The sequence below is a fragment of the Acinetobacter sp. ME22 genome, from assembly GCF_022012315.1.
GTDB classification, from domain to species: Bacteria; Pseudomonadota; Gammaproteobacteria; order Pseudomonadales; family Moraxellaceae; genus Acinetobacter; species Acinetobacter brisouii_A.
On the sequence record NZ_JAKLTL010000010.1, the window covers coordinates 19,515 to 42,564 of the forward strand.

Consider the following 23,050-nt stretch of genomic DNA (forward strand, 5'->3'; position numbering starts at 1 on the left):
AATCATGTCGGCTAATCTCTTTCCATTCGCGAACGATGCACTTTCTCCTAACCATTTGCCAGAATCGGTTAAGGCTTTATTAAAACGCGCATATATTAACCGTTACCCGAAGCGCATGAGCATCGTTGAGGTAGGTAGCGAATCGAAATCTTTATATTTAATCCTAAAAGGTTCTGTTTCTATTTTACTTAAAGAAGACGACGATCGTGAAATCGTGGTTGCTTACCTCAATGCAGGTGATTTTTTTGGCGAGATGGGATTATTTGAAGCTGAACCGCTACGTACCGCTGAAGTCCGTACTCGTGAAGTCTGTGAAATTGCAGAAATTTCGTATGAAAATTTTTTAGAGTTAAGCAAACAGTATCCTGACCTAAGCTATGCTGTTTTTGCTCAATTGGCACGCCGCCTGAAAAACACCACCCGTAAAATGACCGACTTGGCATTTATTGATGTGACAGGTCGTATCGCACGTTGCTTAATTGAACTTGCCAATCAACCTGAAGCAATGCTACTACCAAATGGTCGTCAAATCCGCATTACACGTCAGGAAATCGGACGTATTGTCGGTTGTTCTCGTGAAATGGTTGGGCGAGTCCTTAAATCTCTTGAAGATCAAGGAATGATTGAAACTGAGGGTAAAGCGATTCTGATTTACGATAGCGCACTAGAAAATTCTGAAAACTCCGATCATTCTGCATAATCAGTTGATCAGCTAAAGCAAATCTTCGGATTTGCTTTTTTATTTAAGCCTAATAATCACAATTAGACAGAGGTATCTTCATGAAATTCAATCCACTTGCCCATACAGGTATCCAACTTCCCGAGATTTGCTTAGGCACCATGACCTTTGGTGAGCAAAATACTCAAGCCGAAGCTTTTGAACAGCTTAATTATGCGCTTGATCAGGGCTTGTATTTTTGGGATACCGCAGAAATGTATCCTGTACCACCAAAAGCTGAAACACAAGGTGCAACAGAACAGATTATTGGCAACTGGATTGGACAACATGGCAAGCGTGAGCAACTTTTTCTCGCTTCAAAAATTGCTGGACCAAGTTTTGGTGGCAGCTCCATTCGCCAAGGTCTAACCCGCTTTAACCACAAAGATATTCAACAAGCTTTAGATGACTCACTCAAGCGCTTACAAACCGATTATATTGACCTGTATCAGTTACACTGGCCAGAACGTCATACTAATTTTTTTGGGCATCTTGGTTTTGGCAATCAGCTCGCCGCCAAACATGAACATGACCTGACTGCTTTAGAAGAAACACTTGATGCACTGCATCAGGAAATTCAAAAAGGGCGTATTCGTTTTATTGGTTTGTCGAATGAAACACCTTGGGGGACGATGAAGTTTCTGCACTTGGCAGAAAAAATGAATCTCAGCAAATTTGTGACTGTACAAAACCCATATAGCTTATTGAACCGAACCTATGAAGTGGGCATGTCTGAAATTGCCAAATATGAAGGTGTCGGCTTACTTGCCTATTCGCCACTGGCTTTTGGTATGCTCACAGGAAAATACCGTCATGGTGCAAAACCTGACAATGGTCGTATTACCTTATTCTCACGCTTTAGCCGTTACACCAACCCTGAGTGTGAATGGGCGACTGAACAATATGCACAAATATCAGAAAAACATGGTTTAACACTCACTCAACTCGCACTTGCATTTATCAAACAACAGTTTTTTGTGACCAGTACCATTATTGGTGCGACCTCTATGTCACAACTCAAAGAAAATATTGCTGCGTTTGATCTCGAACTCAATGAAGAAATTTTGCTAGAAATTGAAGCTATTCATAAACATCAACCGAACCCTGCTCCATAAAAAAAGGATGCTTTTGCATCCTTTTTTAATTTTAGTGCTGTTATCGACGGCTATTATATACAGCCATTGCAGCAGGCAAGTTCTTACGCATTGCATCAATACGTTGTGAATTTGAAGGGTGCGTCGACATAAATGCTGGACCACCTGCACCCTCTAACTTATTCATTTTTTCCCACAAAGTAATCGCAGCTTGTGGGTTATAACCTGCTTTCGCCATCAACATTAAACCGCCATAATCAGCACGACTTTCTAGGCTTCGAGAGTAAGGTAAACCTACACCCACCTGACTGCCAAGATCTAAAGCTGTAGCACCTAGACCACCTGCGGCATCCCCCACATAAGATTTACCTACATTCACAGCTAAACTGGTCAATGCCTGTGCACCCAGTTTATTTTTAGAATGTTCTTCCAAAGCATGAGTCATTTCATGCCCCATCACTGCGGCAATCTCAGCATCGGTCAAGTTAAGTTTATTGACGATGCCTGTATAAAACACCACTTTGCCACCCGGTGCAACATAGGCATTAATCTCATCGGATTTTAAGACCGCCAGTTGCCACTGGAATGCTTGCCCTGTCTGGTTCGCCTGATTGGCATATGGTTGCATTCTTAACAGTACGGCATTAATACGTCGATAAGTATTTGAAGAGGTATCTAGCTGACCTTTTTGCTGTGCTTCGGTTCTCATTTTTGAGAAAGTAGTTGCAGCATTTGCATTTAACGTTGCTGAATCTGCACCACTCATATCTGCAATAGTCGTACATCCAGAAAAACTGACGATTGTGACCAACCCTAAGCTCAAAATGAGTTTATTGTTCATGTTAAGAACACTCCAATTTTAAATTTTTTATACTCAAATAGCTGAATATTCAAACATTAAATTTATTTCATAATTCCTGTGCAGCTTTATAGGCTGTATTGAAATATATTTCAGCTTTGCTCTGATCTAAGCAATCATGAAAGAGGTTTATTATATAAGATGCTAAATCATCAAAATATTAGCTTCTTAAATAAAATATTATATTTATGTAAACTTAAATCATTTTAAACATAAATAAAATCCAGAAAATCAGACAACCAATATTTAAAGCAAAATAAATATTAGATAAACCTTTAAGCCGATCTTCCAATTTTAAATTACGACGCTTAGCCAATAAAAATGTATTTTGTATCAATACAATGGGTACAAAAATACAGACTAACACTACACTCAAGCCAACAAAGGCAGACATTAATAGATGTGGATCACGGGTCTGTTGTGATGCAATCAACATCGCAAGCGTTGGCGCACCACCCAAAGCAAATAAAAAAGAATAAAAAATCGTTTTAGAAATATTCGGCTGTAATTGCATTGGCATCCCTATCCAATTTATACGGTTTTATTGGAGTGTTATACAGAATGATCACTAGATAAAGTGAACTTTGGTCGAGCCAAAAAAAACCGCGACTCAAGATCGCGGTTTTTAGTCAACATCTATGCATTATGCAGAGAATGGATGACGTAAAACAATTGTTTCTGCACGGTCTGGACCAGTTGAAATAATGTCAATTGGACATTCAATTAACTGCTCGATACGTTTGATATAAGCCACCGCATTTGCAGGAAGCTGTTCGAAGCTTGTCGCACCTACAGTTGACTCAGACCAACCTGGAAGTGTTTCATAGATTGGTTTTAAAGTTTCGTATGCAAGCGCATCAGAAGAACCAACACAACCAGAATCTGCTGCTTCATAGCCTACACAGATTTTTACTTCTTCCAAGCCATCTAGAACGTCAAGCTTCGTCAAGCAAATACCAGAAAGCGAGTTTACGTCTACCGAACGGCGTAGGATTTCAGCATCGAACCAGCCACAACGACGTTGACGACCAGTTGAAGCACCAAATTCATGACCTACAGTACCCAAATGTTTACCGATTGCATCGCCTTCATCTGCAGCTGCATTGTAAACAAGTTCTGTTGGGAATGGACCTGCACCCACACGTGTTGTGTAAGCTTTGGTAATACCAAGCACATAGTCTAAATGTAATGGACCAAGACCTGAACCTGAGCTTACGCCGCCAGCAGTGGTATTTGAAGACGTTACATACGGATATGTACCGTGGTCAACATCAAGAAGTGAGCCTTGAGCACCTTCAAACATGATGTTTTGACCATTTTTACGGTAGTTATGCAATTCAGTTGTTACGTCCATAACTAATGGAGCAACCACTTCACGCCATTGATCGCAAAGTGCAAGCACATCTTCAAGTTTAACTGCTTCTACACCGTAGAATTGGGTTAACTGGAAGTTATGGTATTCAAGCAACTCAGTTAATTGTGCAGTAAGATGCTCACCACCACGAACCAAGTCAGCAACACGGACAGCACGACGAGCAACTTTATCTTCGTATGCAGGGCCGATACCACGACCTGTTGTACCGATTTTTGCATTACCACGTTTTTTCTCACGTGCTTGGTCTAATGCAATATGGTTTGGAAGAATCAGTGGACAGTTTGGAGAAATACGTAGACGTTCTTTAACAGGCACGCCTTCTTTTTCCAAAATGCTCATTTCTTCAATCAATGCAGCAGGCGAAAGCACAACACCGTTGCCAATTAAGCACAATACGTTTTCACGTAAAATACCTGATGGAATGAGGTGCAATACAGTTTTTTTACCACCAACGACAAGTGTATGTCCTGCATTGTGTCCGCCTTGATAACGAACGACCGCAGCCGCTTGATCTGTGAGCAGGTCAACGATTTTACCTTTACCTTCGTCGCCCCATTGGGTACCGAGTACCACAACATTCTTGCCCATAATAGCCTCATTACATCATGCTGTTAAAATTGAAAACTGAATCAAGTGACATGAACACCTGATTGAGCGATTAAATTTTCTCGATGGTCCACTGACCTGCAACCTGCACCAACTGGTGAGTTGCGTATGGCACCGAGTTTAAATCATCATTACCCAACAATTGAATTACACTTAAGCCTTGTGCTCGAGCCTGTCCAATTGCTTCTACCAAATCTGCATCAATTCCTTTCGGCGCAACCACAGTGGTCACCTGCTGAAACTGACCTGCACATAGTGCATACAAGTCACAACTAAAACCAGTTGCAGGACGCGCACGACCGAAGTGCTCACCAATTCCGTCATAACGTCCACCTTGAGCCAGTGGTGCAGCACGGTTTGGTGCATAAACTGCATACATTAAACCTGTATGATAATGATACGAACGTAACTCAACGACATCGATACCAATATTCAGGTTTTTCCAGCGTGCACGAATTTGTGCATGCGTGGTAATGACAGCTTCTAGTGCCTGTTTAAACGCTGCATCAGCCAAGATTGCAGGGCTTAAATTCGCTTGCAATGCATCTAAATCACTTGAATAACGTCCAAGTGCATAAAAATCTGAGCCAAAGCTGATTGACTGGGTAAATTCTGCCAACTCAGGCAGTGCTTTACGCTGATAAAGATCAGACAAATGTCGTTCTGTTTCTTTATTCAATCCAGCAAGTTTCACCAAACTACGGAATAATCCAACATGCCCTAAATCTAGATGCACGCTTTCAATCAGTCCAGCAGTTTCGATCAAACTCAACATGACATCAACCATTTCTACATCGGCATCAATACTGTCATGTCCAAACAATTCTGCACCTAGCTGTAAAGGTGCGCGGGAGGTATTAAACCCTTGTGGTTTTGTATGTAATACCGTACCTGCGTAGCAATAACGCGCTACACCTTGAACTGGACGCACATGCGCATCGATACGTGCCACTTGTGGTGTCATATCGGCACGAACACCCAGTAATCGACCAGAAAGCTGATCAATCACTTTAAATGTGGCTAAGTCTAAATCTTGATTCGATTCGGAAAGGGAAGATAAAGATTCGATGTATTCGATAAATGGCGTGTACACCAGCTGATAACCACGCGATGCGAGGAAATCTAATGCTTTACGACGCAAAGCTTCTACGACTTGCGCTTGTTCCGGTAATACATCAGCTACACCATCAGGTAATAACCATGTCTCTGAAATGGGCATGTTGTAAACCTAAATTTTGTCTGCGCGGAAATGATCCGCATAAAAAAATCGGGAACACACCCGATTTCTCCTAGTCTAGCACGTAAGATACACACATGCACTGAGATTTTTATCTTTTGATTATTTTAATCATGCTGTATGACTCAAATATTTCTGTGTCGTTTCAATTTTTGCAAACATTTGAAAAGATGACAAATATGCAGTTTGCACATCATTGGCAATCACTGTTCGCCCTGCATATTCTAAATCTTTTGTCGCCGTTGCATCGGCAATTACAATCGGCTGATAACCATATTCAGCCGCAGCACGCGAGGTCGCATCAACACACATATGCGTCATCATGCCTGTAACGATCACCCGTTCAACCCCCAATTGATCCAAGATTTCTTTTAAATTCGTCCGAAAAAAGCTATTTGGAAACTGCTTTTCAACAATGATAGATGCTGAGTTGATTGCCAAATCTGCATGCAATTTGACACCATGAGTGCCCGCAACAAAAAATGGGGCTTCAGGAGAAGCCGCAATATGTTGAATATAAATAATCGGCGCTTGTGCCTGATGAAATGCTTTTTCTAAACGCTGAATATTTTCCAAGGCGTGTTCAGGCGCAAAAAGTGCCATCTTACCTGCTGAGAAATAATCATTTTGAACATCAATCACCAATAATGCAGTCTTTTTCACATTCATTTCCTCAATCTGTTGAATCTACCTGTAGATTAAGGAAATGCACTAGCGAAACGCAGATCCGCATGAAAGAATGTATGACTCATTTCTTTCATCTTGAAAATTATCAGGCTTTCACATGTCTTTAGATCCCATTGACACCAAAATCTTGACCATATTAAAAAATGACTCCCGCCTGTCGCATAAAGAAATTGGAGAAATGGTGCACCGAACAGGACAAGCCGTTGGGCAACGCATTGCCAAAATGCAAGATGAAGGTTTGATTCAAAAATACAGTATTGTCATTCAACACCATGCAACCCAGTTTATCCGTGTGATGATGCAAAATAATCGATTTGCTGAATTTGAAGCTTTTACTCAGCAATTTGAACAGATTGAAAGCTGTTTTAAAGTTTCAGGCTCAGCGTGTTATATGCTGGTTGGGCATTTCGAGCATTCGGCACTCAATCATTTTATTGAACAGCTTTCAGACTGGGGACAATATTCTGTGGATAGCGTTGTCCGTCAGGTCAGTCCAACTGAGTAGATCAACAATACGACATCCTCTCAACATTTGATCTTTTATCAAATCTATATAATAGTTTATGTTGATTTTAATTGACTTCAAAAAATATCATCTTTATTTTTTATAATTTAAATAATACACAATTAACAGTAAAAAAGCGGTTTGGCTCCTACAGCAAATTTTTAGAGAACAGATATGGAACTGCATAGCAATTTGTATTACAAACACCCTGATACTCAAATCATGGCGAAATTAAATCGTTTATTGACAGAACATCATGGTGATTCAGGACAATTCATTCAACTGGCAAGCGAAATTCATTCTGAAGAAGGTTCTGAGCTTGCAACTGACATTTTAGATCTTGTAGACAGTCTAGGGGACGATCTGAGTCCTGAAAGCCTATCAACCATCTCAGGCTTTTCGATTGCACATTTTGTACACGGTTCTTCTGGTGATGAATTTATGGAAGAAATTATCCAATTTATCAAAGCACTTGTACCTGAAATTCATATTCAAGCTTGGGGCTGTGGCGATGATGATCCATGGGAATTTTGGTTTAAATTTGAGGGTGATGAATTAATTCGTGAAGATGATGAACCCTTCAATGATCCTGAACAAGATCAAGAGATTAAAAACAGTATTTATACATGGTGGCATGCTGACCTACCTGAAGATATTCAGGAAGGCTTTTTAAACCGAGAATAATTTCATCAATGCTTGAAGACTATGCCCCCCTTCAAGCATCGATCTACAGATCATCATTTAACTTAATAAATCGGCAACTCTGTGGTTAACTTTAGCTTCTGTAAAGGAATCTCGGTTTTCACATTTTGAATGCCTGTAATCTTATTAAGCCGCTGAATCTGAAATTGACGGTAAGCCTCCAAATCAGATACCACAATTCTCAAGAAAAAATCACAATCTCCCGCCATGAGCTGACATTCCACCACCTCAGGTAAATCCTTAATGGATTCAACAAAATGATTGACTGTATAGGCCGACTGTTCTTTTAACCAGATACGTGCAAATACAGTTAAGCCCAAATTGACTTTAGCTGGATCAATCAACGCCACATATTTTTCAATCACACCATCATCTTCAAGCTGTTTCACACGTCTCAAACATGGTGATGCGGACAAACCGACCCGCTGAGCCAATTCGTTATTTTGTAATTTTCCATCATGTTGTAATGCTTGCAAAATTCGTCTATCAATTTGATCCATCACAGCCTCAGCATTTTAATACCAAAATTTGTTATTTTATTAGCATAATCTACTAAATTAAATAAAATCAACGCTAAATTTAGCTCCAAATGCTGTCAGCATTACCATAAACTGTTTTTCAGTTTTTTGGTTCCCCCAATTAGGTATATGGACATGTTGACGCTTAAAAATACCGCGCAAAGCTTGAATGATTCGAGTGAGTTTGTTGACTTTAAACGTGGCTTAAAAGCGTCAATTCCCATTCTAATTGGCATGGTTCCCTTTGCCATGGTTCTCGGCACGCAAGCCACTCAGAAAGGTCTGAGCCTGCTCGAAATTCCATTACTCACAGGTTTGAATTTCGCGGGAGGTTCAGAGTTTGCTATTTTGGAAATGTGGACCAATCCACCGCAAATTTTCATGCTGATGTTTGTCACATTTTTAGTGAACAGCCGTCATCTACTGATGGGGGCGAGCCTTGTTCCTTATCTAAAGCATTTACCCAATAAAAAAGTCTTACCTGCTTTATTTTTCATGTGTGATGAAAGTTGGGCGATGGGCATGGCCAATGCTCAGCAAAACTCACAATACCCACTCAGCCAACGATTCAATATGGCTTTTTACTCAGGAATCTGTTTTGCCTTATATGCGATGTGGATTTCCTGTACAGCACTTGGTGGCGCAGTTGGCCCTGTCATTGGCGACATTACGCGCTGGGGCTTTGATATGGCATTCCCTGCAGTGTTTTTAGTGCTCATTCGTGGCATGTGGCAAGGTGTTGCAGCAGCTCGACCATGGTTAGTCAGTTTAATTGCAGCCGTCATTGCTTATCTGTATTTGCCAGAAGGCTGGTATGTGCCAATTGGCGCAATTTTCGGGATTGCTTCAGCATTCTTTTTTGTAGGAGATGATGCAGAATGATTCACGGTATGACGTTATTAGCCATTATTTGTGTCGCATTAACCACTTATTCCACACGTGTGCTTGGCTACATCTTACTTAAAAACAGAACGCTAAGCGCCCGTCAAAAACGAATTTTAGAAGTTGTTCCGGGCTGCGTACTAATTTCGGTCATTGCCCCTTATTTTGTTCGAGACAATATTGTGGATGTGATTGCAATGGCGATTACGCTATTGGCAGCATCGCGTTTCTCACTACTGCCCACCGTTATTGTGAGCATGCTTTCTGCTGCAGCATTGCGTATGGTTTTGTTATAGCGATTAGAATCAAAAACACCTACTCATTTTTGAGTAGGCTGTACCATTTTGCTTAAAATATTCACCATTTCAATTTGCTGTTTCTCTAATTTCTGAAGCTTAGCATTGGTATGATCGAGCGCTTCTTGCTGTACATGCATTTTCTTGGCAAGATCCTGCATAATCTCCAACGTCTTTTTCAAATGATCTTCCAAATGTGCTACTTGCTGTTTTAACTGATGATTTTCACTCAAATCACTTAAATCCTGACGCTGATTTTTGACTTGCAACCAAACCAGCACCATGACCACAACCATTAATAGAATGGTTAATCCCCAAAGCCACATCATCATTCAATATCCTATTTATTGTTCAGTAAATGACTCACACAAATCCAGTAAGCGATTTGCATAACCCCATTCATTATCATACCATGCAAAGACTTTTGCCTGACGTCCAACCACCATAGTTTGAGTAAAATCAACAATTAATGACTCTGGTGAATGATTAAAATCGCTCGACACCAAGACCTCGTCGGTGACCGACATAATCTCAGCATAATAAGTATCGGCAGCATGTTTTAAAACATGGTGAAGCTGCTCAATGCTCACCGCTTTTTGAGCGACAAAACTTAAATCAATCGCAGCCACATTAATGGTCGGTACACGAATTGAATAACCATCAATTCGATCAGCCATTTTTGGCATCACCCGTTTTAAAGCACCCAAAGCACTCGATGTGGTTGGAATAATATTGTGTCCTGCTGCACGTGCACGGCGCAAATCGCGGTGAGCGTGATCCAGTACCGACTGATCGGCTGTCACTGCATGTATCTCGGTCATCAATGCCGTTTCAATCCCAAAATGATCATCCAGAATTTTGACTAATGGCACTAAAGCCTGTGTAGTACACGACACACTCGAAATAATCTGATCGCTGGCTTTGACATCTAAATGGTTCACACCATACACCACCGCAATATCAACACTATCAAACGGTGCAGCGCCAATAATCACACGCTTTGCGCCTGCATTTAAATGTCGAGTTGCTGCCTCGCGGGAACGGAACAAACCTGTACATTCCAGCACAACATCAATATTGAGTTGATCCCATGGTAATTGTTCTGGCTGTGAACCACGGAAGACTTGAATTTTTAAGGATTGCCCTGCGCTCTGTACTGCTAAAAAGTGATCACCCTGCTCAGTAACAATTTTCGCTTTGCCTTTAAAACGCCCGTGTGTTGAATCGTATTTGAACAAATGCAGCAAGGTTTCAATATCGGCAATATCATTGATGGCAACAATATCGAAATGAAATTGTTTTGGATTTTCAAACCATGCCCGAATAACATTGCGCCCTATTCGCCCAAATCCGTTAATTGCGATTCGTTGCATGATCTTGATTTCCTAATAACCCCAAATTGAGTCCGTTATCTTAAAACATTCAAGATGGTGATGATAGCTGAACAACCTATTTTTCAAATATAATTCAAAAACAATTAGCTACATGCCGATAAAAACAATGAAAAATATTTTCCTGTGTTGTTCCCTTCTGCTTTTATGCCATTTGAGCTTTGCAGCAGAAGCTTATTCACTCTGCTCCCAAAGCCAGCAAACCCAGCTACTCCAAAAATACCACCTCAAACAAAGTCGAGATTCAGAAGATAATGACAATTATATCAGTTGCTTAAACCTTGATTCAAAACAGCAAAAAGTTGCTTTGGCAATTAGTCGCTTAACTTCTACTCCACCACATAACGAAGATGATGTCCTAGAAACTTTTAATTTAACGCTTTACCTGATTGATCCCACATTATCACAGCCAATGAGTCACACAGTGATCGAAAAAAATATTGAATCTGATGCTTTCGAGTTTACAGGCATTGAATTTGATCCCCATCATTTTTCTAACTTAACAAACCAAGATGTACTTGGTATCAGGTTATCTCACAGGGTATATGGAGGAATCAAAGCTCAAGAAGATCGTTTATTACTGCTTCAGTTACAACCTAAGCAAAAAATTAGAAAAATTTTAGACCTGATGACAAATGATTCATCTGAAATAGAAATTGGCTGCGGAGGCGTATTTTCAGCAGTTGATCGAATTTTGATTTTAAATCCACAAACACATTTCGGTTTACAGGACATTCGTATTCAGGCGACAAAAACGATCAACACAGTGGATAGAGAAAGTTGTCAATCACAAAAACAAATCATCAAAAAACGCTATAAAATCCAATTTAATGGCACATATTATGTGATCCAAGATGATGGATTGGTGCATGAAGCACTCTAGATATTTAATTTTGTATCATTAAGATAAAATATTTTAAAAATCAATTTTTTATCTTGAAAAATACAAACCACTCTTTTATTTTCGGTTTGAATAAAGCAATTTCTTTAAAATCAGGAAAAATGCTCACAATTTACTCACCGAAAGCATATAACAAACATAGACTTATTTTCATAGATTTGTCGTGATTTATAGCTAAAATCGTTGGTCATACCCTGATTTTTCGTTATAATTTGGCGTTTTTAAATTATCAGCCTCGTATTAATCAGTTTTACTATTCTAAAAGATTTGATTTAATGCGTTTAGCCAAAATGATTAGATGGAGTGACTTGTTGTGAGTACACGTTTTATGACGTCCGCTGAAATTCGTGAAGCCTTTTTGCATTTCTTTGAAACAAAAGGTCATACACGTGTCGCATCGAGTTCTCTCGTTCCCGCGAATGACCCAACATTACTATTTACCAATGCGGGTATGAACCAGTTCAAAGACTGCTTCTTGGGTCTAGAAAAACGTGATTATGTCCGTGCGACAACTTCACAAAAATGTGTTCGCGCAGGTGGTAAACACAACGACTTAGATAACGTTGGTTATACTGCACGTCACCATACTTTCTTTGAAATGTTGGGTAACTTCTCGTTTGGTGATTACTTCAAACGTGATGCTATTACCTATGCATGGGAATTCTTAACCTCAGAGCAATGGCTCGGTTTAGACAAAAGCAAACTCTATGTCACTGTTTACCATACAGACGATGAAGCCTATGACATCTGGAACAAAGAAGTTGGTCTAGCTGCTGAGCGCATTATCCGTATTGGTGACAACAAAGGCGAAAAATACGCATCAGACAATTTCTGGGCAATGGGCGATACAGGTCCTTGCGGTCCTTGTTCTGAAATTTTCTACGATCATGGTGATCATATCTGGGGCGGTTTACCAGGTTCTGCCGAAGAAGATGGCGACCGCTATATCGAAATCTGGAACAACGTCTTCATGCAGTTCAACCGTACTGCCGATGGCGTATTACATGCACTGCCTGCTCCTTCTGTTGATACAGGTATGGGCTTAGAGCGTATTTCTGCCGTTTTACAACATGTAAACTCGAACTACGACATCGACTTGTTCCAACACCTCATTAAAGCTGCGGCTGAAATTATTGGAACAGAAGATCAAGGACAACCGTCTTTACGTGTGGTTGCTGACCATGCTCGTTCTTGCTGTTTCCTGATTGCTGATGGTGTTAACCCATCGAATGAAGGTCGTGGTTATGTGTTACGCCGTATTATCCGTCGTGCGATTCGTCACGGGAACAAACTTGGTGCAACTGGCACATTCTTCTACAAAATGTTGCAACCTTTAATTGACGTGATGGGTGAAGCTTATCCGCAATTGATCGAAAACCGCGAACGTATTGAAGCAGCGCTGATCAAAGAAGAAGAACAGTTTGCCAAAACCCTTGAACAAGGTTTGAAAGTTCTTGAAGGCGAACTCAGCCAGTTAAAAGGCAATGTCATTCCAGGTGAAGTCGTGTTCAAACTCTATGACACATACGGCTTCCCTGCTGACTTGACTGCGGATATTGCACGTGAACGTGAACTGACTATTGATGAAGCTGGCTTTGAAACTGAAATGGCTGCTCAACGTCAACGCGCGCGTGATGCAGGCAAATTCAATGTTGACTATAACAGCATTGTGAAAGTGGACAGTGAAACTCAATTTGAAGGTTACACTGCAACTCAAGGTCAAGGTCAAATCGTTGCAATCTATAAAGATGGCGAACAAGTTGACGAAGTGGTTGAAGGTGACGAAGCCCTCATCGTACTGAACCAAACACCTTTCTATGCAGAAAGCGGTGGTCAGATTGGTGATACGGGTATCTTCAAAAATGAAACTGGTATTTTTGAAGTTCAAGACACCAAAAAATCAGGTGCGGCATTTGTTCACCAAGGTATCGTAACCATGGGTAGCCTAAAAGCTGCTCAAAATGTGGAAGCGACTGTCAAAGCTGACTTGCGTGAAGCAACTGCACGTAACCACTCTGCAACTCACTTGTTACATGCTGCACTGCGTCAAGTTCTAGGTGCTCACGTTCAACAAAAAGGCTCATTGGTTGCTTCTGACATTTTACGTTTTGATTTTGCCAACGACCAACCTGTCAGCTTCGAGCAACTTCAACAAGTTGAACGTTTGGTCAATCGTGAAGTGATTGCCAATACTGCGGTAACAACTGAAGTACTAGACATCGAATCTGCAAAAGCCAAAGGCGCAATGATGCTGTTTGGTGAAAAGTATGGCGATGAAGTTCGCGTATTATCAATGGGTTCGATCATTGATGAGAAAAACTTCTCTATCGAGCTTTGTGGCGGTATTCACGTTCAGCGTACAGGTGACATCGGTCTGTTCAAAATCACCTCTGAAGGTGGTGTTGCCGCAGGTGTTCGTCGTATTGAAGCAGTTACAGGCACCAAAGCGCTTGAAGTTGTACAAAAAACCGATGCAACCATTCAACACATCAATGGTCTATTGAAAGCTCAAAAAGACCAAACCCTAGAAAAAGTTCAAGCAACTGTTGAGCATGCATCTAGCTTGCAAAAACAGATTGAACAGTTGAATCAAAAACTTGCAAATTTCCAAGCAAGTGAATTGATCAACCAAATGCAAACGATTGCTGGTCGAGCTACTTTGATTAGCAGCGTTCAAAACGTCGATGCGAAAGCATTACGTCACTTACACGACAGTATCAAGTCCAAATTCGACAATGCTGTAATTGTTTTAGCGGGTGTTGAAGCTGACAAAGTGAGCTTATTGGCATCAGTTGCGAAAGAATTCACAGCAACCTTGAAAGCGGGTGATATCATCAAGCACTTAAGCCAAGAGCTTGGTGGCAAAGGCGGTGGGAAACCAGATCTAGCACAAGGCGGGGCACCACTCAATGACAAGTTTGATCAGGTTATGGCAGCACTCCCTGCTTGGCTTGAGCAAAAATAATCTCACTTTTTGTGTAACTGACCCTGTTTCAAGCAGGGTCACGGCTTGTATGGAAAAATTATGGCATTAATCGTACAAAAATATGGTGGTACCTCAATGGGAACACCCGAGCGCATTTTAAATGTAGCTCGTCGCGTGAAGCGCTGGCATGATCATGGTCACAAGGTGGTTGTGGTGGTGTCTGCAATGAGTGGTGAAACCAACCGCTTGTTGTCTCTCGCGAAAGCCATTACCGAGACACCTGATCCTCGTGAACTTGACCAAATGGTATCAACGGGTGAACAGGTTACTATTTCCATGTTAGCGATGGCACTCAATTCAATTGGTGTTGAAGCTAAATCTTACACAGGTCGTCAAGTGGGTATTAAGACCGACAGCGCCTTTACCAAAGCCCGTATTGAAGCAATCGATACCGATGTCATGACTGCCGATCTAGATGAAGGTCGTGTCATTGTGGTTGCTGGCTTCCAAGGTGTAGATGCGCTTGGCAATACCACAACGCTTGGTCGTGGTGGTTCAGATACGACAGGTGTTGCACTTGCTGCCGCGCTACGTGCAGATGAATGCCAAATCTACACAGACGTTGATGGTGTATATACCACTGATCCACGTGTTGCACCAAAAGCGAAGAAAATTGATCGTATCTCTTTTGAAGAAATGCTTGAAATGGCATCTTTAGGCTCAAAAGTTTTACAAATTCGTTCAGTTGAATTCGCAGGAAAATATCAGGTTCCGCTACGTGTCTTGTCAAGTTTTGACAACGACAACGACGGCCTATTTGATGATGAATTCAAACAAAACGTAGGTACACTCATTACAACTGAAGCGGAAGACACTATGGAACAGCCTATTATCTCTGGTATCGCATTCAACCGCGATGAAGCTAAATTGACTATTTTAGGTGTACCTGATGAACCAGGTATCGCTTCAAAAATCTTATCTCCAATCGGTGCTGCCAACATCGAAGTCGATATGATCGTACAAAATATTGAAGAAGATGGTACAACCGACTTCACTTTCACTGTAAACCGTACTGACTTCGCAAAAGCAAAAGCAATTTTGGACAATATTGCGAAAGAAATTAACGCACGTGAAGTGACTGCACGTGATGACATCGTTAAAGTGTCTATCGTGGGTGTTGGTATGCGTTCTCATGCGGGCGTTGCAAGCAAAATGTTTACAGCGCTTGCTGAAGAAAACATTAACATTTTGATGATTTCAACTTCTGAAATCAAAATCTCTGTGTTAATTGAAGAGAACTACTTAGAGCTTGCTGTTCGTAGCTTACACACTGCTTTCGGTTTAGACCGTGAACATGGTGAAAGTAGCGCACGTGCTTAAAGCCTATTCACCATCTTCAATTTTTTAAGAAGATGAGTGAGAAAAAAATCAGAGCCGCTCTATGGAAACTAGAGCGGCTCTGCTATATTAGCAAAGAATATTTAGAAAATATTTAACAATCACGGTATCATACTGTTTCTTAGTAGTTACCACTTGCTGTTAAAATATTTTTTCTGAGGTTGTGGTTTAATTTTTGCATAACAGCAATGCAGGTTTAGCGCTTAGCAAGGAGACAAACATGCTGATTCTGACTCGTCGTGTCGGAGAAACTTTAATGATTGGGGATCAAGTCAGTGTGACAGTACTTGGTGTTAAAGGCAACCAAGTTCGCATTGGTGTGAACGCTCCCAAAGAAGTATCAGTGCATCGTGAAGAAATTTATCAACGCATTCAACATGAACGCGCTATGCACGAACATCTTCAAAACATTGATCAAGACTATCAACCATCATTTTACGATGATGAGTTTAATCAAAATAAGTTTAACCGTTAATTTACAGATGGCGTATTGCTATGTGGTCTGTAAAAATATTAAAAGCGATCTGTTGGTCGCTTTTAATATTTTAAATGATTACTCTAAGCCTAAAGCCTTTCTCACAGGCTTATAGCTACGGCGATGTTGTTCAATGACACCAAATTCGGCAATTGCGTCGAAATGTGCTTTGGTTGGATAACCTTTATGTTTTGCAAAAGCATATTGCGGATAGTGTTGGTCAAGTTCCAGCATTTGCCGATCGCGTGTCACTTTCGCTAAAATACTGGCCGCACTAATTTCAGCGTGCGTTGCATCTCCCCCAACAATCGCTTCACAAGCAATCGTTAAACCTTTCGGAACCTGATTACCATCGACCAACACCTTTTCAGGTTGGATAGATAAACCCTCTACCGCGCGTCGCATTGCCAAAAAAGTCGCCTGTAAAATATTCAACTGATCAATTTCTTCATGGCTTGCTTCAGCAATTGACCATGCCAAAGCCTTTTCTTGAATTTCAGCAAATAATTTCTCACGCTTCTTTTCGGTCAGTTTTTTTGAATCATTTAAACCTTCAATCGGATGATTTGGATCCAAAATTACAGCAGCAGCGACGACTGAACCCACTAATGGCCCACGTCCTGCCTCATCTACTCCAGCAATGTTCATGTATTTAACCTATTATCGTTTTAATGTTTCAGCAACACACTGATTTAACGTACGTGTCACAGCATGACTAACAATTTTTGCGCGTGCAGTAGGATCAATTGCAGCAGTTGCCAAATCAACCGCCGTAATATTTTCAAGCGCTTTATCACTCACACAACCACAGACATTACTTTGCACCGTCTGCTGCTGTTCTGCGGTCATGGTACGGCTCACGATTTGCCAAGCTGGTTGATTATTAATTTCTGTCGTACATTTGGCATTAATTGCAATTTTGATTGCAGTCACACCAAGCTGTTGCGCAGTCGTAGCTTGAGTATTCCCCCCTGTTGCCAATGTTCCATCGGTAGCACAAGCACTACACAGTAATGAAATCACAGTAAGTATGCCCAGTTGTTTTTTCATGATTATTTCACCTTAGATTGATCAGAATATTTTGCCTTAAGTCTTCTGTAAATGAGGAATTTTTTACCATCAATACGAGTACCTGTACAAAATCACATCGAATTGATTGAGATTGTTCTATATTTCATACAACACTGTTACGCATATTGCATTTTAAGCTAACACCTTCACTTTTTATAATACAAAAATCTTTAAACAGCTTCCCATTGAGAAAGCTCTATGAATAGACAATCAACTTATTACACGCGTACAGCCCAGTTCTTACATTGGCTGATGGCAATTATTTTTATTAGTGCATGGGTCATCGGTTTTTATAGTGGCAACTTCCTTAGCTATGAAATCGATGGCGAATTCAAAGGCACTGTTATCACTCTGCATAAGAACATCGCAACCACGATTTTATTTTTAGTGGTGATTCGTATTTTTTGGCGCTACACCCACCCTGCACCGCAGCTTCCCGATACCATGTCTGCAGGTATGAAAACCTTAGCACATTTAGGGCATTTAGCTTTGTATTTCATGTTGCTGGCATTACCCATTACGGGCTGTTTATTTAGCTGGAGTGCGGGACATCCTGCGCCTGTTTTATATTTATTCAATATTCCGCAGCTGATTAATGAAAACCCAGATATTATGGCGATTGTAAAACCTGTTCATATCTATTTGTCTTGGGCTGCAGGTTTATTGCTGGTTGGGCACATTTTGGCAGCACTTAAACATCATTTTATCGATAAAGATACCGTTCTTCTGAGTATGACTCGTCAACCCAAAAAGTAATGATTTCAAATAAAAAAGGAACGCATTGACGTTCCTTTTTCAAACTTAAAAATCGAAATCTTACTTACAAAGCGTGAATCTGGTTAATCCATTTTTCTTTTTCCGCATCATTCAAGAAAGATGCTTCAAATGAATGAATCGCCAATTTTTTCAATTCATCTTCCGTCAGATTCAATGCATTTGCAATCGCAACAAAGTTGTCATTCATATAGCCACCAAAATAAGCTGGATCATCTGAATTGACTGTCACACATAAACCCTGCTCAAGTAGGCGTTTAATATTGTGGTCACGCATATCATCAACCACACACAGTTTTAAGTTACTGAGTGGACATACAGTCAATGGCATACGTTCTTTTGCCAAACGTTGCATTAAAACAGGATCTTCTTCTGAGCGAACCCCGTGGTCAATACGGTTGACTTTGAGCAAATCCAATGCTTGCCACACGTATTCTGCTGGGCCTTCTTCACCTGCATGAGCAACGATCAAGAAGCCAGCTTCACGTGCCTGTGCAAAAACTCGTTCAAATTTTTCTGGTGGGTGTCCCACTTCACTTGAGTCCAGTCCTACACCAATAATTTTGTCTTTAAATGGCAAAGCTTGCTGAAGTGTTTCAATCGCATCTTCTTCACTTAAATGACGCAGGAAGCACATAATCAGTTCTGAACTAATACCCAGTTTGGTTTTCGCATCATCACATGCACGCACTAAACCATTCAACACTGTTTCAAATGCAATTCCACGTACCGTGTGGGTTTGCGGATCAAAGAACATTTCCGTATGAACAACATTGTCCTGTTGGCATTTTTCAAAATATGCCCAAGCCAGATCATAAAAATCTTGCTCATGAATCAGGACATTGGCACCTGCATAATAAATATCTAAAAATGATTGCAGATTATGAAAATTATAGGCTTGCTTCACTTCCTCAATCGTTTGATAAGGAATAGCAACTTGATTGCGTTTCGCAATCGCAAACATGAGCTCAGGCTCAAACGTACCTTCAATATGTACATGCAGCTCTGCCTTTGGCAAAGCACGAATGAGATCAAGTTGACTCATGTTATCTCCTAAAAACAAAAAAGGGTGCAAACCGAGTTTACACCCCAAATTTTAATGAAAAATTAACCGCCAAAGGCAATAAACTTAATCACCCAAAGCACTGCCACAATCCATACCATATAAGGCACACTACGTGCTTTTCCTGTGAATAGTTTGATTAATGCATAGCTGATAAAACCCATTGCAATACCATCGGCAATTGAATAGGCAAATGGCATGAACACCAAAGTCAAAAAGGCTGGAACAGCTTCAGTAATATCATCCCATTCAATATGGGTGATACCCTGAATCATTAATACACCGATAAACAACAATGCTGGTGCTGTTGCAAAACCAGGAACTGATTGCGCCAGTGGAGCAAAGAACAGACATCCTAAAAATAGGATCGCAACCACAACTGCTGTTAAACCTGTACGTCCACCTGCTGCAACGCCCGATGCCGACTCGATATACGGTGTTGTTGAAGATGTACCCAGTGCAGCACCTGCAATGATGGCACTTGAGTCAGCAAACAAGGCTTTTTTCAAACGTGGCAACTTACCATCTTGTAACAAGCCAGCGCGGTGTGCAACACCCACCAAGGTTCCTGTCGAGTCAAATAAATCCACCAAGAAGAAGACAAAAATAACGCCAACCATACTTGCAGTGAACAGACCTTTAAAGTCCATTTGTAAGAATGTTGGTGCTAATGATGGTACTTCACCGACGACACCTTGGAACTTGTTTAAGCCCATTACGGTTGAAATCGCAGTGATGGCTAAAATACTGATAATAATTGCGCCGCGTACACGGAAGTGATGCAGAATCACAATCATTAAAAAGCCAAGTAAAGTCAGCAAAACAGTGGGTTGCTTAATATCACCTAAACCCACTAAAGTTGCGTCATTATGTACAATAATGCCCGCATTTTTTAATGCGATCAGCGCCAAGAACAGACCAATACCACCACCAATCGCAAATTTAAGTGACATTGGAATTGCATTGACAATCGCTTCACGAACTTTTAAAAAGCTAATTAAAACAAAGACAAAACCTGAGATAAACACCGCAGCCAAAGCAGTTTGCCAATGCACATGCATACCTAAACACACTGAATAGGTAAAATATGCGTTGAGTCCCATACCGGGTGCAAGTGCAATCGGATAATTTGCAATTAATCCCATCACCAAGCAACCAATGGCTGCAGCTAGACAGGTCGCGACGAATACCGCGCCATGATCCATTCCAGTCGTTGAAAGAACCAATGGGTTAACAATAATGATGTAACACATGGTGATAAATGTCGTTACACCAGCAAGCACTTCTGTTCTAAACGTTGTCTTGTTTTCACTTAACTTAAATAAACGCTCAAGTACACCTGATGAAGATTGAGGAGTCGCCATATACAGCCCTTGAAAAAAATGTCGATTGCGTGCTGATACACACCAACATTCACGAGAGAATTCGTAAAACAACACAGATCAAGGATTGCCAAGAACCAATGCACAATCCATCTATGTAAACCACCTTAACCGTTGCAAATAAAATTAAAAAAGCCGCATTTCTCGATGCAGCTCATTTAACAATTTGGCAAACAGTTAATGCTCAGCCAAAAAACCATGCTTTAGTATAACATAAGTCTGCAAAATGTTGCATTTTGTGATGATCTTGTCAGTTCTGTTATTCACCCAACCACTGCGCCAGAGTCACCCGATCATTTTGCCCATAGTCTTGTACAGTACGAATCTGATCAAAACCTGCTTTTGCAAAAATTTCGCGCACTGCAGTGCTCTGATCATAGCCATGTTCTAGAACTACCCACGCTTTGGGATTCAACCAATCTACCGAGTGCTGCACAATGGTCTGCAAATCTGCCAATCCATGTTCATCGGCAACCAATGCACGTAAAGGCTCCGCAGCCAGTTGTGCCATATGCTCATCTTCAGGATCAATATAAGGCGGATTTGACACAATTAAATCAAACTTTTGCGCTGGAATTGCATCAAACCATGCTCCGCAGGCAAACTTCACTTGCTGTAAATGATGGCGCTGCGCATTTTCCTGTGCCACCTGCAAAGTCGGCAAATAAATATCGGTTGCCAAAACCTGCCAATGCGGACGTTCACTGGCGAGAGCCAAAGCAATTGCACCTGTCCCCGTTCCCAAATCCACCATTGAACACTGTTCGGGCAAATCAAGATTGAGTACAGTTTCCACTAAAATTTCGGTATCAGGTCGTGGCACTAAGGTATCCGCAGTCACTTTCAAATCTAACGTCCAAAATGGCTGCGAACCTATCACGTAAGCTAATGGTTCACCCTGCTCTAAACGCAGCAGTCCTGACTTGTATTGCTGAAGTTGATCTTCGGTCAGATCTTGTTCACCACGATATTTAAGCTCTAAGGCGCTCATGCCGACAATATGCTCAAGCAGCCAGATGGCTTCCTGACGCTCGTAACTATCGGCATCACCTCGCAGATTTAAAGCTTCTGCAATCTTCATTAGCCGCCATTTTCCTGTGCAAGCATGGCTAACTGATCCGCCTGATATTCACGATGCAAGCTATCTAACAATTCAGTCAAATCACCTTCCATAATCGCATCCAACTTATATAAAGTCAGGTTAATACGGTGATCAGTCATACGACCTTGCGGATAGTTATAGGTACGAATACGTTCCGAACGGTCACCAGAACCGACTAAATCACGGCGCATTTCAGAGGTTGCTGTTTCTTGCGCTGCACGTTTGGCATTTTCCAAACGCGACACCAAGAGCGCCATCGCTTTGGCTTTGTTTTTATGCTGTGAACGCTCGTCCTGACATTCCACCACAACACCTGTTGGAATATGGGTAATACGCACAGCTGAATCGGTTTTGTTAATGTGCTGACCACCCGCACCCGATGCACGGTAAGTATCGATTCGTAAATCGGCAGGGTTAATTTCAACCGTCGTATCTACATCAACCTCAGGTAAAATCGCAACCGTACATGCTGAAGTATGTACGCGACCTTGCGATTCAGTGGCAGGTACACGTTGCACGCGGTGTGCACCACTTTCGAATTTTAAGCGACCATAAACGCCATCGCCATTCACTAAACAAATGACTTCTTTATAACCGCCATGCTCACCTTCATTTTCAGACAGGATTTCAATACGCCAACCTTGTGTTTCAGCGTATTTGCTATACATACGGAACAAGTCACCTGAGAAAATCGCAGCTTCATCGCCCCCTGTTCCTGCTCGAATTTCCAAATATGCCGAGTTGGCATCATTTGGATCTTTTGGAATCATGAGAATATTCAGATCAGCTTCAAGTTGCTCAATTAAGGCTTTATTTTCTTTGATTTCTTCTTGAGCCATGTCCTTAAAATCAGGATCACTGAGCATACTTTCTGCGGTTGCAATATCTTCTTCAGCTTGGCGATACTTTTGCCATACTTCGGTAATTTCAGATAAATCGCTGTGTTCACGGGATAATTTGCGGAATCGCTTATTATCAGAAATCACTTCTGCATCCGCCAATAATGCGGTTAACTCTTCATGACGGTCAGAGAGTTGGTCTAATCGTAAACGCAACGATTCTTTCATTGTAAAAATATCTCAATAATA

25 protein-coding genes are annotated in these 23,050 nt (G+C 41.1%); 11 read left to right on the forward strand and 14 right to left on the reverse strand.

The features are described from left to right. Positions 1-4: 4 nt before the first annotated feature. Together crp and LVY74_RS13155 are read left to right on the forward strand one after the other, a co-directional pair. Positions 5-700, forward strand: coding sequence for a cAMP-activated global transcriptional regulator CRP (gene crp, locus LVY74_RS13150; RefSeq protein WP_151709861.1), 696 nt, complete (start codon positions 5-7; stop codon positions 698-700). A gap of 80 nt (positions 701-780) precedes the next feature. Beyond that, positions 781-1,833: an NADP(H)-dependent aldo-keto reductase gene (locus tag LVY74_RS13155; RefSeq protein WP_237815437.1), complete on the forward strand. Its 1,053-nt coding sequence runs from the start codon at positions 781-783 to the stop codon at positions 1,831-1,833. A gap of 40 nt (positions 1,834-1,873) precedes the next feature. Here the strand turns inward: LVY74_RS13155 and LVY74_RS13160 are convergent, their stop codons facing one another. The 5 genes from LVY74_RS13160 to LVY74_RS13180 form a co-directional block, all read right to left on the reverse strand. Then, a complete protein-coding gene (locus tag LVY74_RS13160; protein ID WP_237815438.1) occupies positions 1,874-2,653 on the reverse strand; it encodes a M48 family metallopeptidase in 780 nt (259 codons plus the stop codon). A gap of 214 nt (positions 2,654-2,867) precedes the next feature. Further along, positions 2,868-3,185, reverse strand: coding sequence for a hypothetical protein (locus tag LVY74_RS13165; RefSeq protein ID WP_151710717.1), 318 nt, complete (start codon positions 3,183-3,185; stop codon positions 2,868-2,870). Positions 3,186-3,314: 129 nt separating this feature from the next. Then, complete coding sequence (locus tag LVY74_RS13170) at positions 3,315-4,634, reverse strand: adenylosuccinate synthase (RefSeq protein WP_237815439.1); 1,320 nt, start codon at positions 4,632-4,634, stop codon at positions 3,315-3,317. A 70-nt stretch (positions 4,635-4,704) separates the two neighbouring features. Then, the gene (locus LVY74_RS13175) at positions 4,705-5,871 is read right to left on the reverse strand and encodes an ATP phosphoribosyltransferase regulatory subunit (protein ID WP_151710712.1); all 1,167 of its coding nucleotides are present in this window, start codon (positions 5,869-5,871) and stop codon (positions 4,705-4,707) included. A gap of 129 nt (positions 5,872-6,000) precedes the next feature. Further along, positions 6,001-6,558, reverse strand: coding sequence for a cysteine hydrolase family protein (locus tag LVY74_RS13180; protein ID WP_237815440.1), 558 nt, complete (start codon positions 6,556-6,558; stop codon positions 6,001-6,003). Positions 6,559-6,673: 115 nt separating this feature from the next. On the opposite strand from LVY74_RS13180, the gene LVY74_RS13185 reads away from it, so the two are divergent. Next, on the forward strand, positions 6,674-7,081 hold the full coding sequence (locus LVY74_RS13185) for an Lrp/AsnC family transcriptional regulator (RefSeq protein WP_237815441.1): 408 nt from the start codon (positions 6,674-6,676) through the stop codon (positions 7,079-7,081). A gap of 174 nt (positions 7,082-7,255) precedes the next feature. Next, complete coding sequence (locus tag LVY74_RS13190; protein ID WP_237815442.1) at positions 7,256-7,765, forward strand: hypothetical protein; 510 nt, start codon at positions 7,256-7,258, stop codon at positions 7,763-7,765. A 62-nt stretch (positions 7,766-7,827) separates the two neighbouring features. On the opposite strand, the gene LVY74_RS13195 is transcribed toward LVY74_RS13190, so the two are convergent. Next, positions 7,828-8,283: an Lrp/AsnC family transcriptional regulator gene (locus LVY74_RS13195; protein WP_237815443.1), complete on the reverse strand. Its 456-nt coding sequence runs from the start codon at positions 8,281-8,283 to the stop codon at positions 7,828-7,830. Positions 8,284-8,436: 153 nt separating this feature from the next. Between LVY74_RS13195 and LVY74_RS13200 the strand changes: the two genes are divergently transcribed. Continuing rightward, positions 8,437-9,183, forward strand: a complete 747-nt coding sequence (locus LVY74_RS13200) for an AzlC family ABC transporter permease (RefSeq protein WP_237815444.1) — start codon at positions 8,437-8,439, stop codon at positions 9,181-9,183. After that, a complete protein-coding gene (locus tag LVY74_RS13205; protein ID WP_111892553.1) occupies positions 9,180-9,479 on the forward strand; it encodes an AzlD family protein in 300 nt (99 codons plus the stop codon). Before LVY74_RS13200 ends, LVY74_RS13205 begins: the two co-directional genes overlap by 4 nt. Positions 9,480-9,502: 23 nt before the next feature. Here the strand turns inward: LVY74_RS13205 and LVY74_RS13210 are convergent, their stop codons facing one another. Both LVY74_RS13210 and LVY74_RS13215 read right to left on the reverse strand, forming a co-directional pair. After that, positions 9,503-9,808, reverse strand: a complete 306-nt coding sequence (locus LVY74_RS13210; protein WP_237815521.1) for a hypothetical protein — start codon at positions 9,806-9,808, stop codon at positions 9,503-9,505. A 15-nt stretch (positions 9,809-9,823) separates the two neighbouring features. Beyond that, positions 9,824-10,852, reverse strand: a complete 1,029-nt coding sequence (locus LVY74_RS13215; protein ID WP_237815445.1) for a type I glyceraldehyde-3-phosphate dehydrogenase — start codon at positions 10,850-10,852, stop codon at positions 9,824-9,826. Positions 10,853-10,979: 127 nt separating this feature from the next. On the opposite strand from LVY74_RS13215, the gene LVY74_RS13220 reads away from it, so the two are divergent. From LVY74_RS13220 to csrA, 4 genes are all read left to right on the forward strand, one after another. Next, positions 10,980-11,753, forward strand: coding sequence for a hypothetical protein (locus LVY74_RS13220; RefSeq protein WP_237815446.1), 774 nt, complete (start codon positions 10,980-10,982; stop codon positions 11,751-11,753). 346 nt (positions 11,754-12,099) lie between these two features. Then, on the forward strand, positions 12,100-14,736 hold the full coding sequence (gene alaS / locus LVY74_RS13225; protein WP_237815522.1) for an alanine--tRNA ligase: 2,637 nt from the start codon (positions 12,100-12,102) through the stop codon (positions 14,734-14,736). A gap of 60 nt (positions 14,737-14,796) precedes the next feature. Beyond that, entirely contained in the window at positions 14,797-16,077 is a 1,281-nt protein-coding gene (locus LVY74_RS13230; RefSeq protein WP_237815447.1) for an aspartate kinase, read from the forward strand. A 238-nt stretch (positions 16,078-16,315) separates the two neighbouring features. Beyond that, positions 16,316-16,570 (forward strand): carbon storage regulator CsrA, encoded by a 255-nt coding sequence (csrA, locus tag LVY74_RS13235; protein ID WP_004753025.1) that lies wholly within the window; start codon positions 16,316-16,318, stop codon positions 16,568-16,570. A 78-nt stretch (positions 16,571-16,648) separates the two neighbouring features. Here the strand turns inward: csrA and rnhB are convergent, their stop codons facing one another. Next, complete coding sequence (rnhB, locus tag LVY74_RS13240; RefSeq protein WP_237815448.1) at positions 16,649-17,218, reverse strand: ribonuclease HII; 570 nt, start codon at positions 17,216-17,218, stop codon at positions 16,649-16,651. Positions 17,219-17,230: 12 nt separating this feature from the next. Further along, entirely contained in the window at positions 17,231-17,620 is a 390-nt protein-coding gene (locus tag LVY74_RS13245) for a hypothetical protein (RefSeq protein ID WP_237815449.1), read from the reverse strand. Between the two features lie 219 nt (positions 17,621-17,839). On the opposite strand from LVY74_RS13245, the gene LVY74_RS13250 reads away from it, so the two are divergent. Beyond that, positions 17,840-18,397 carry a cytochrome b gene (locus LVY74_RS13250; protein ID WP_237815450.1) on the forward strand — a complete coding sequence of 186 codons (558 nt, stop codon included), beginning with the start codon at positions 17,840-17,842 and terminating at the stop codon, positions 18,395-18,397. A 64-nt stretch (positions 18,398-18,461) separates the two neighbouring features. On the opposite strand, the gene LVY74_RS13255 is transcribed toward LVY74_RS13250, so the two are convergent. The 4 genes from LVY74_RS13255 to prfA all read right to left on the reverse strand — a co-directional run bounded on the left by LVY74_RS13255 (position 18,462) and on the right by prfA (position 23,029). Further along, a complete protein-coding gene (locus tag LVY74_RS13255) occupies positions 18,462-19,460 on the reverse strand; it encodes an adenosine deaminase (protein WP_237815451.1) in 999 nt (332 codons plus the stop codon). Between the two features lie 62 nt (positions 19,461-19,522). Next, positions 19,523-20,842, reverse strand: a complete 1,320-nt coding sequence (locus tag LVY74_RS13260; protein ID WP_237815452.1) for an NCS2 family permease — start codon at positions 20,840-20,842, stop codon at positions 19,523-19,525. Between the two features lie 277 nt (positions 20,843-21,119). Then, positions 21,120-21,941 carry a peptide chain release factor N(5)-glutamine methyltransferase gene (prmC, locus tag LVY74_RS13265; protein ID WP_237815453.1) on the reverse strand — a complete coding sequence of 274 codons (822 nt, stop codon included), beginning with the start codon at positions 21,939-21,941 and terminating at the stop codon, positions 21,120-21,122. Next, the gene (prfA, locus tag LVY74_RS13270; RefSeq protein WP_151776892.1) at positions 21,941-23,029 is read right to left on the reverse strand and encodes a peptide chain release factor 1; all 1,089 of its coding nucleotides are present in this window, start codon (positions 23,027-23,029) and stop codon (positions 21,941-21,943) included. Before prfA ends, prmC begins: the two co-directional genes overlap by 1 nt. Positions 23,030-23,050: the final 21 nt, after the last annotated feature.

Coding starts and splice junctions, on each gene's coding strand:
- crp (WP_151709861.1), top strand. CDS start 5: ATGTCGGCTAATCTCTTTCCATTCGCGAACGATGCACTTTCTCCTAAC.
- LVY74_RS13155 (WP_237815437.1), top strand. CDS start 781: ATGAAATTCAATCCACTTGCCCATACAGGTATCCAACTTCCCGAGATT.
- LVY74_RS13160 (WP_237815438.1), bottom strand. CDS start 2,653: ATGAACAATAAACTCATTTTGAGCTTAGGGTTGGTCACAATCGTCAGT.
- LVY74_RS13165 (WP_151710717.1), bottom strand. CDS start 3,185: ATGCAATTACAGCCGAATATTTCTAAAACGATTTTTTATTCTTTTTTA.
- LVY74_RS13170 (WP_237815439.1), bottom strand. CDS start 4,634: ATGGGCAAGAATGTTGTGGTACTCGGTACCCAATGGGGCGACGAAGGT.
- LVY74_RS13175 (WP_151710712.1), bottom strand. CDS start 5,871: ATGCCCATTTCAGAGACATGGTTATTACCTGATGGTGTAGCTGATGTA.
- LVY74_RS13180 (WP_237815440.1), bottom strand. CDS start 6,558: ATGAATGTGAAAAAGACTGCATTATTGGTGATTGATGTTCAAAATGAT.
- LVY74_RS13185 (WP_237815441.1), top strand. CDS start 6,674: ATGTCTTTAGATCCCATTGACACCAAAATCTTGACCATATTAAAAAAT.
- LVY74_RS13190 (WP_237815442.1), top strand. CDS start 7,256: ATGGAACTGCATAGCAATTTGTATTACAAACACCCTGATACTCAAATC.
- LVY74_RS13195 (WP_237815443.1), bottom strand. CDS start 8,283: ATGGATCAAATTGATAGACGAATTTTGCAAGCATTACAACATGATGGA.
- LVY74_RS13200 (WP_237815444.1), top strand. CDS start 8,437: ATGTTGACGCTTAAAAATACCGCGCAAAGCTTGAATGATTCGAGTGAG.
- LVY74_RS13205 (WP_111892553.1), top strand. CDS start 9,180: ATGATTCACGGTATGACGTTATTAGCCATTATTTGTGTCGCATTAACC.
- LVY74_RS13210 (WP_237815521.1), bottom strand. CDS start 9,808: ATGATGTGGCTTTGGGGATTAACCATTCTATTAATGGTTGTGGTCATG.
- LVY74_RS13215 (WP_237815445.1), bottom strand. CDS start 10,852: ATGCAACGAATCGCAATTAACGGATTTGGGCGAATAGGGCGCAATGTT.
- LVY74_RS13220 (WP_237815446.1), top strand. CDS start 10,980: ATGAAAAATATTTTCCTGTGTTGTTCCCTTCTGCTTTTATGCCATTTG.
- alaS (WP_237815522.1), top strand. CDS start 12,100: ATGACGTCCGCTGAAATTCGTGAAGCCTTTTTGCATTTCTTTGAAACA.
- LVY74_RS13230 (WP_237815447.1), top strand. CDS start 14,797: ATGGCATTAATCGTACAAAAATATGGTGGTACCTCAATGGGAACACCC.
- csrA (WP_004753025.1), top strand. CDS start 16,316: ATGCTGATTCTGACTCGTCGTGTCGGAGAAACTTTAATGATTGGGGAT.
- rnhB (WP_237815448.1), bottom strand. CDS start 17,218: ATGAACATTGCTGGAGTAGATGAGGCAGGACGTGGGCCATTAGTGGGT.
- LVY74_RS13245 (WP_237815449.1), bottom strand. CDS start 17,620: ATGAAAAAACAACTGGGCATACTTACTGTGATTTCATTACTGTGTAGT.
- LVY74_RS13250 (WP_237815450.1), top strand. CDS start 17,840: ATGAATAGACAATCAACTTATTACACGCGTACAGCCCAGTTCTTACAT.
- LVY74_RS13255 (WP_237815451.1), bottom strand. CDS start 19,460: ATGAGTCAACTTGATCTCATTCGTGCTTTGCCAAAGGCAGAGCTGCAT.
- LVY74_RS13260 (WP_237815452.1), bottom strand. CDS start 20,842: ATGGCGACTCCTCAATCTTCATCAGGTGTACTTGAGCGTTTATTTAAG.
- prmC (WP_237815453.1), bottom strand. CDS start 21,941: ATGAAGATTGCAGAAGCTTTAAATCTGCGAGGTGATGCCGATAGTTAC.
- prfA (WP_151776892.1), bottom strand. CDS start 23,029: ATGAAAGAATCGTTGCGTTTACGATTAGACCAACTCTCTGACCGTCAT.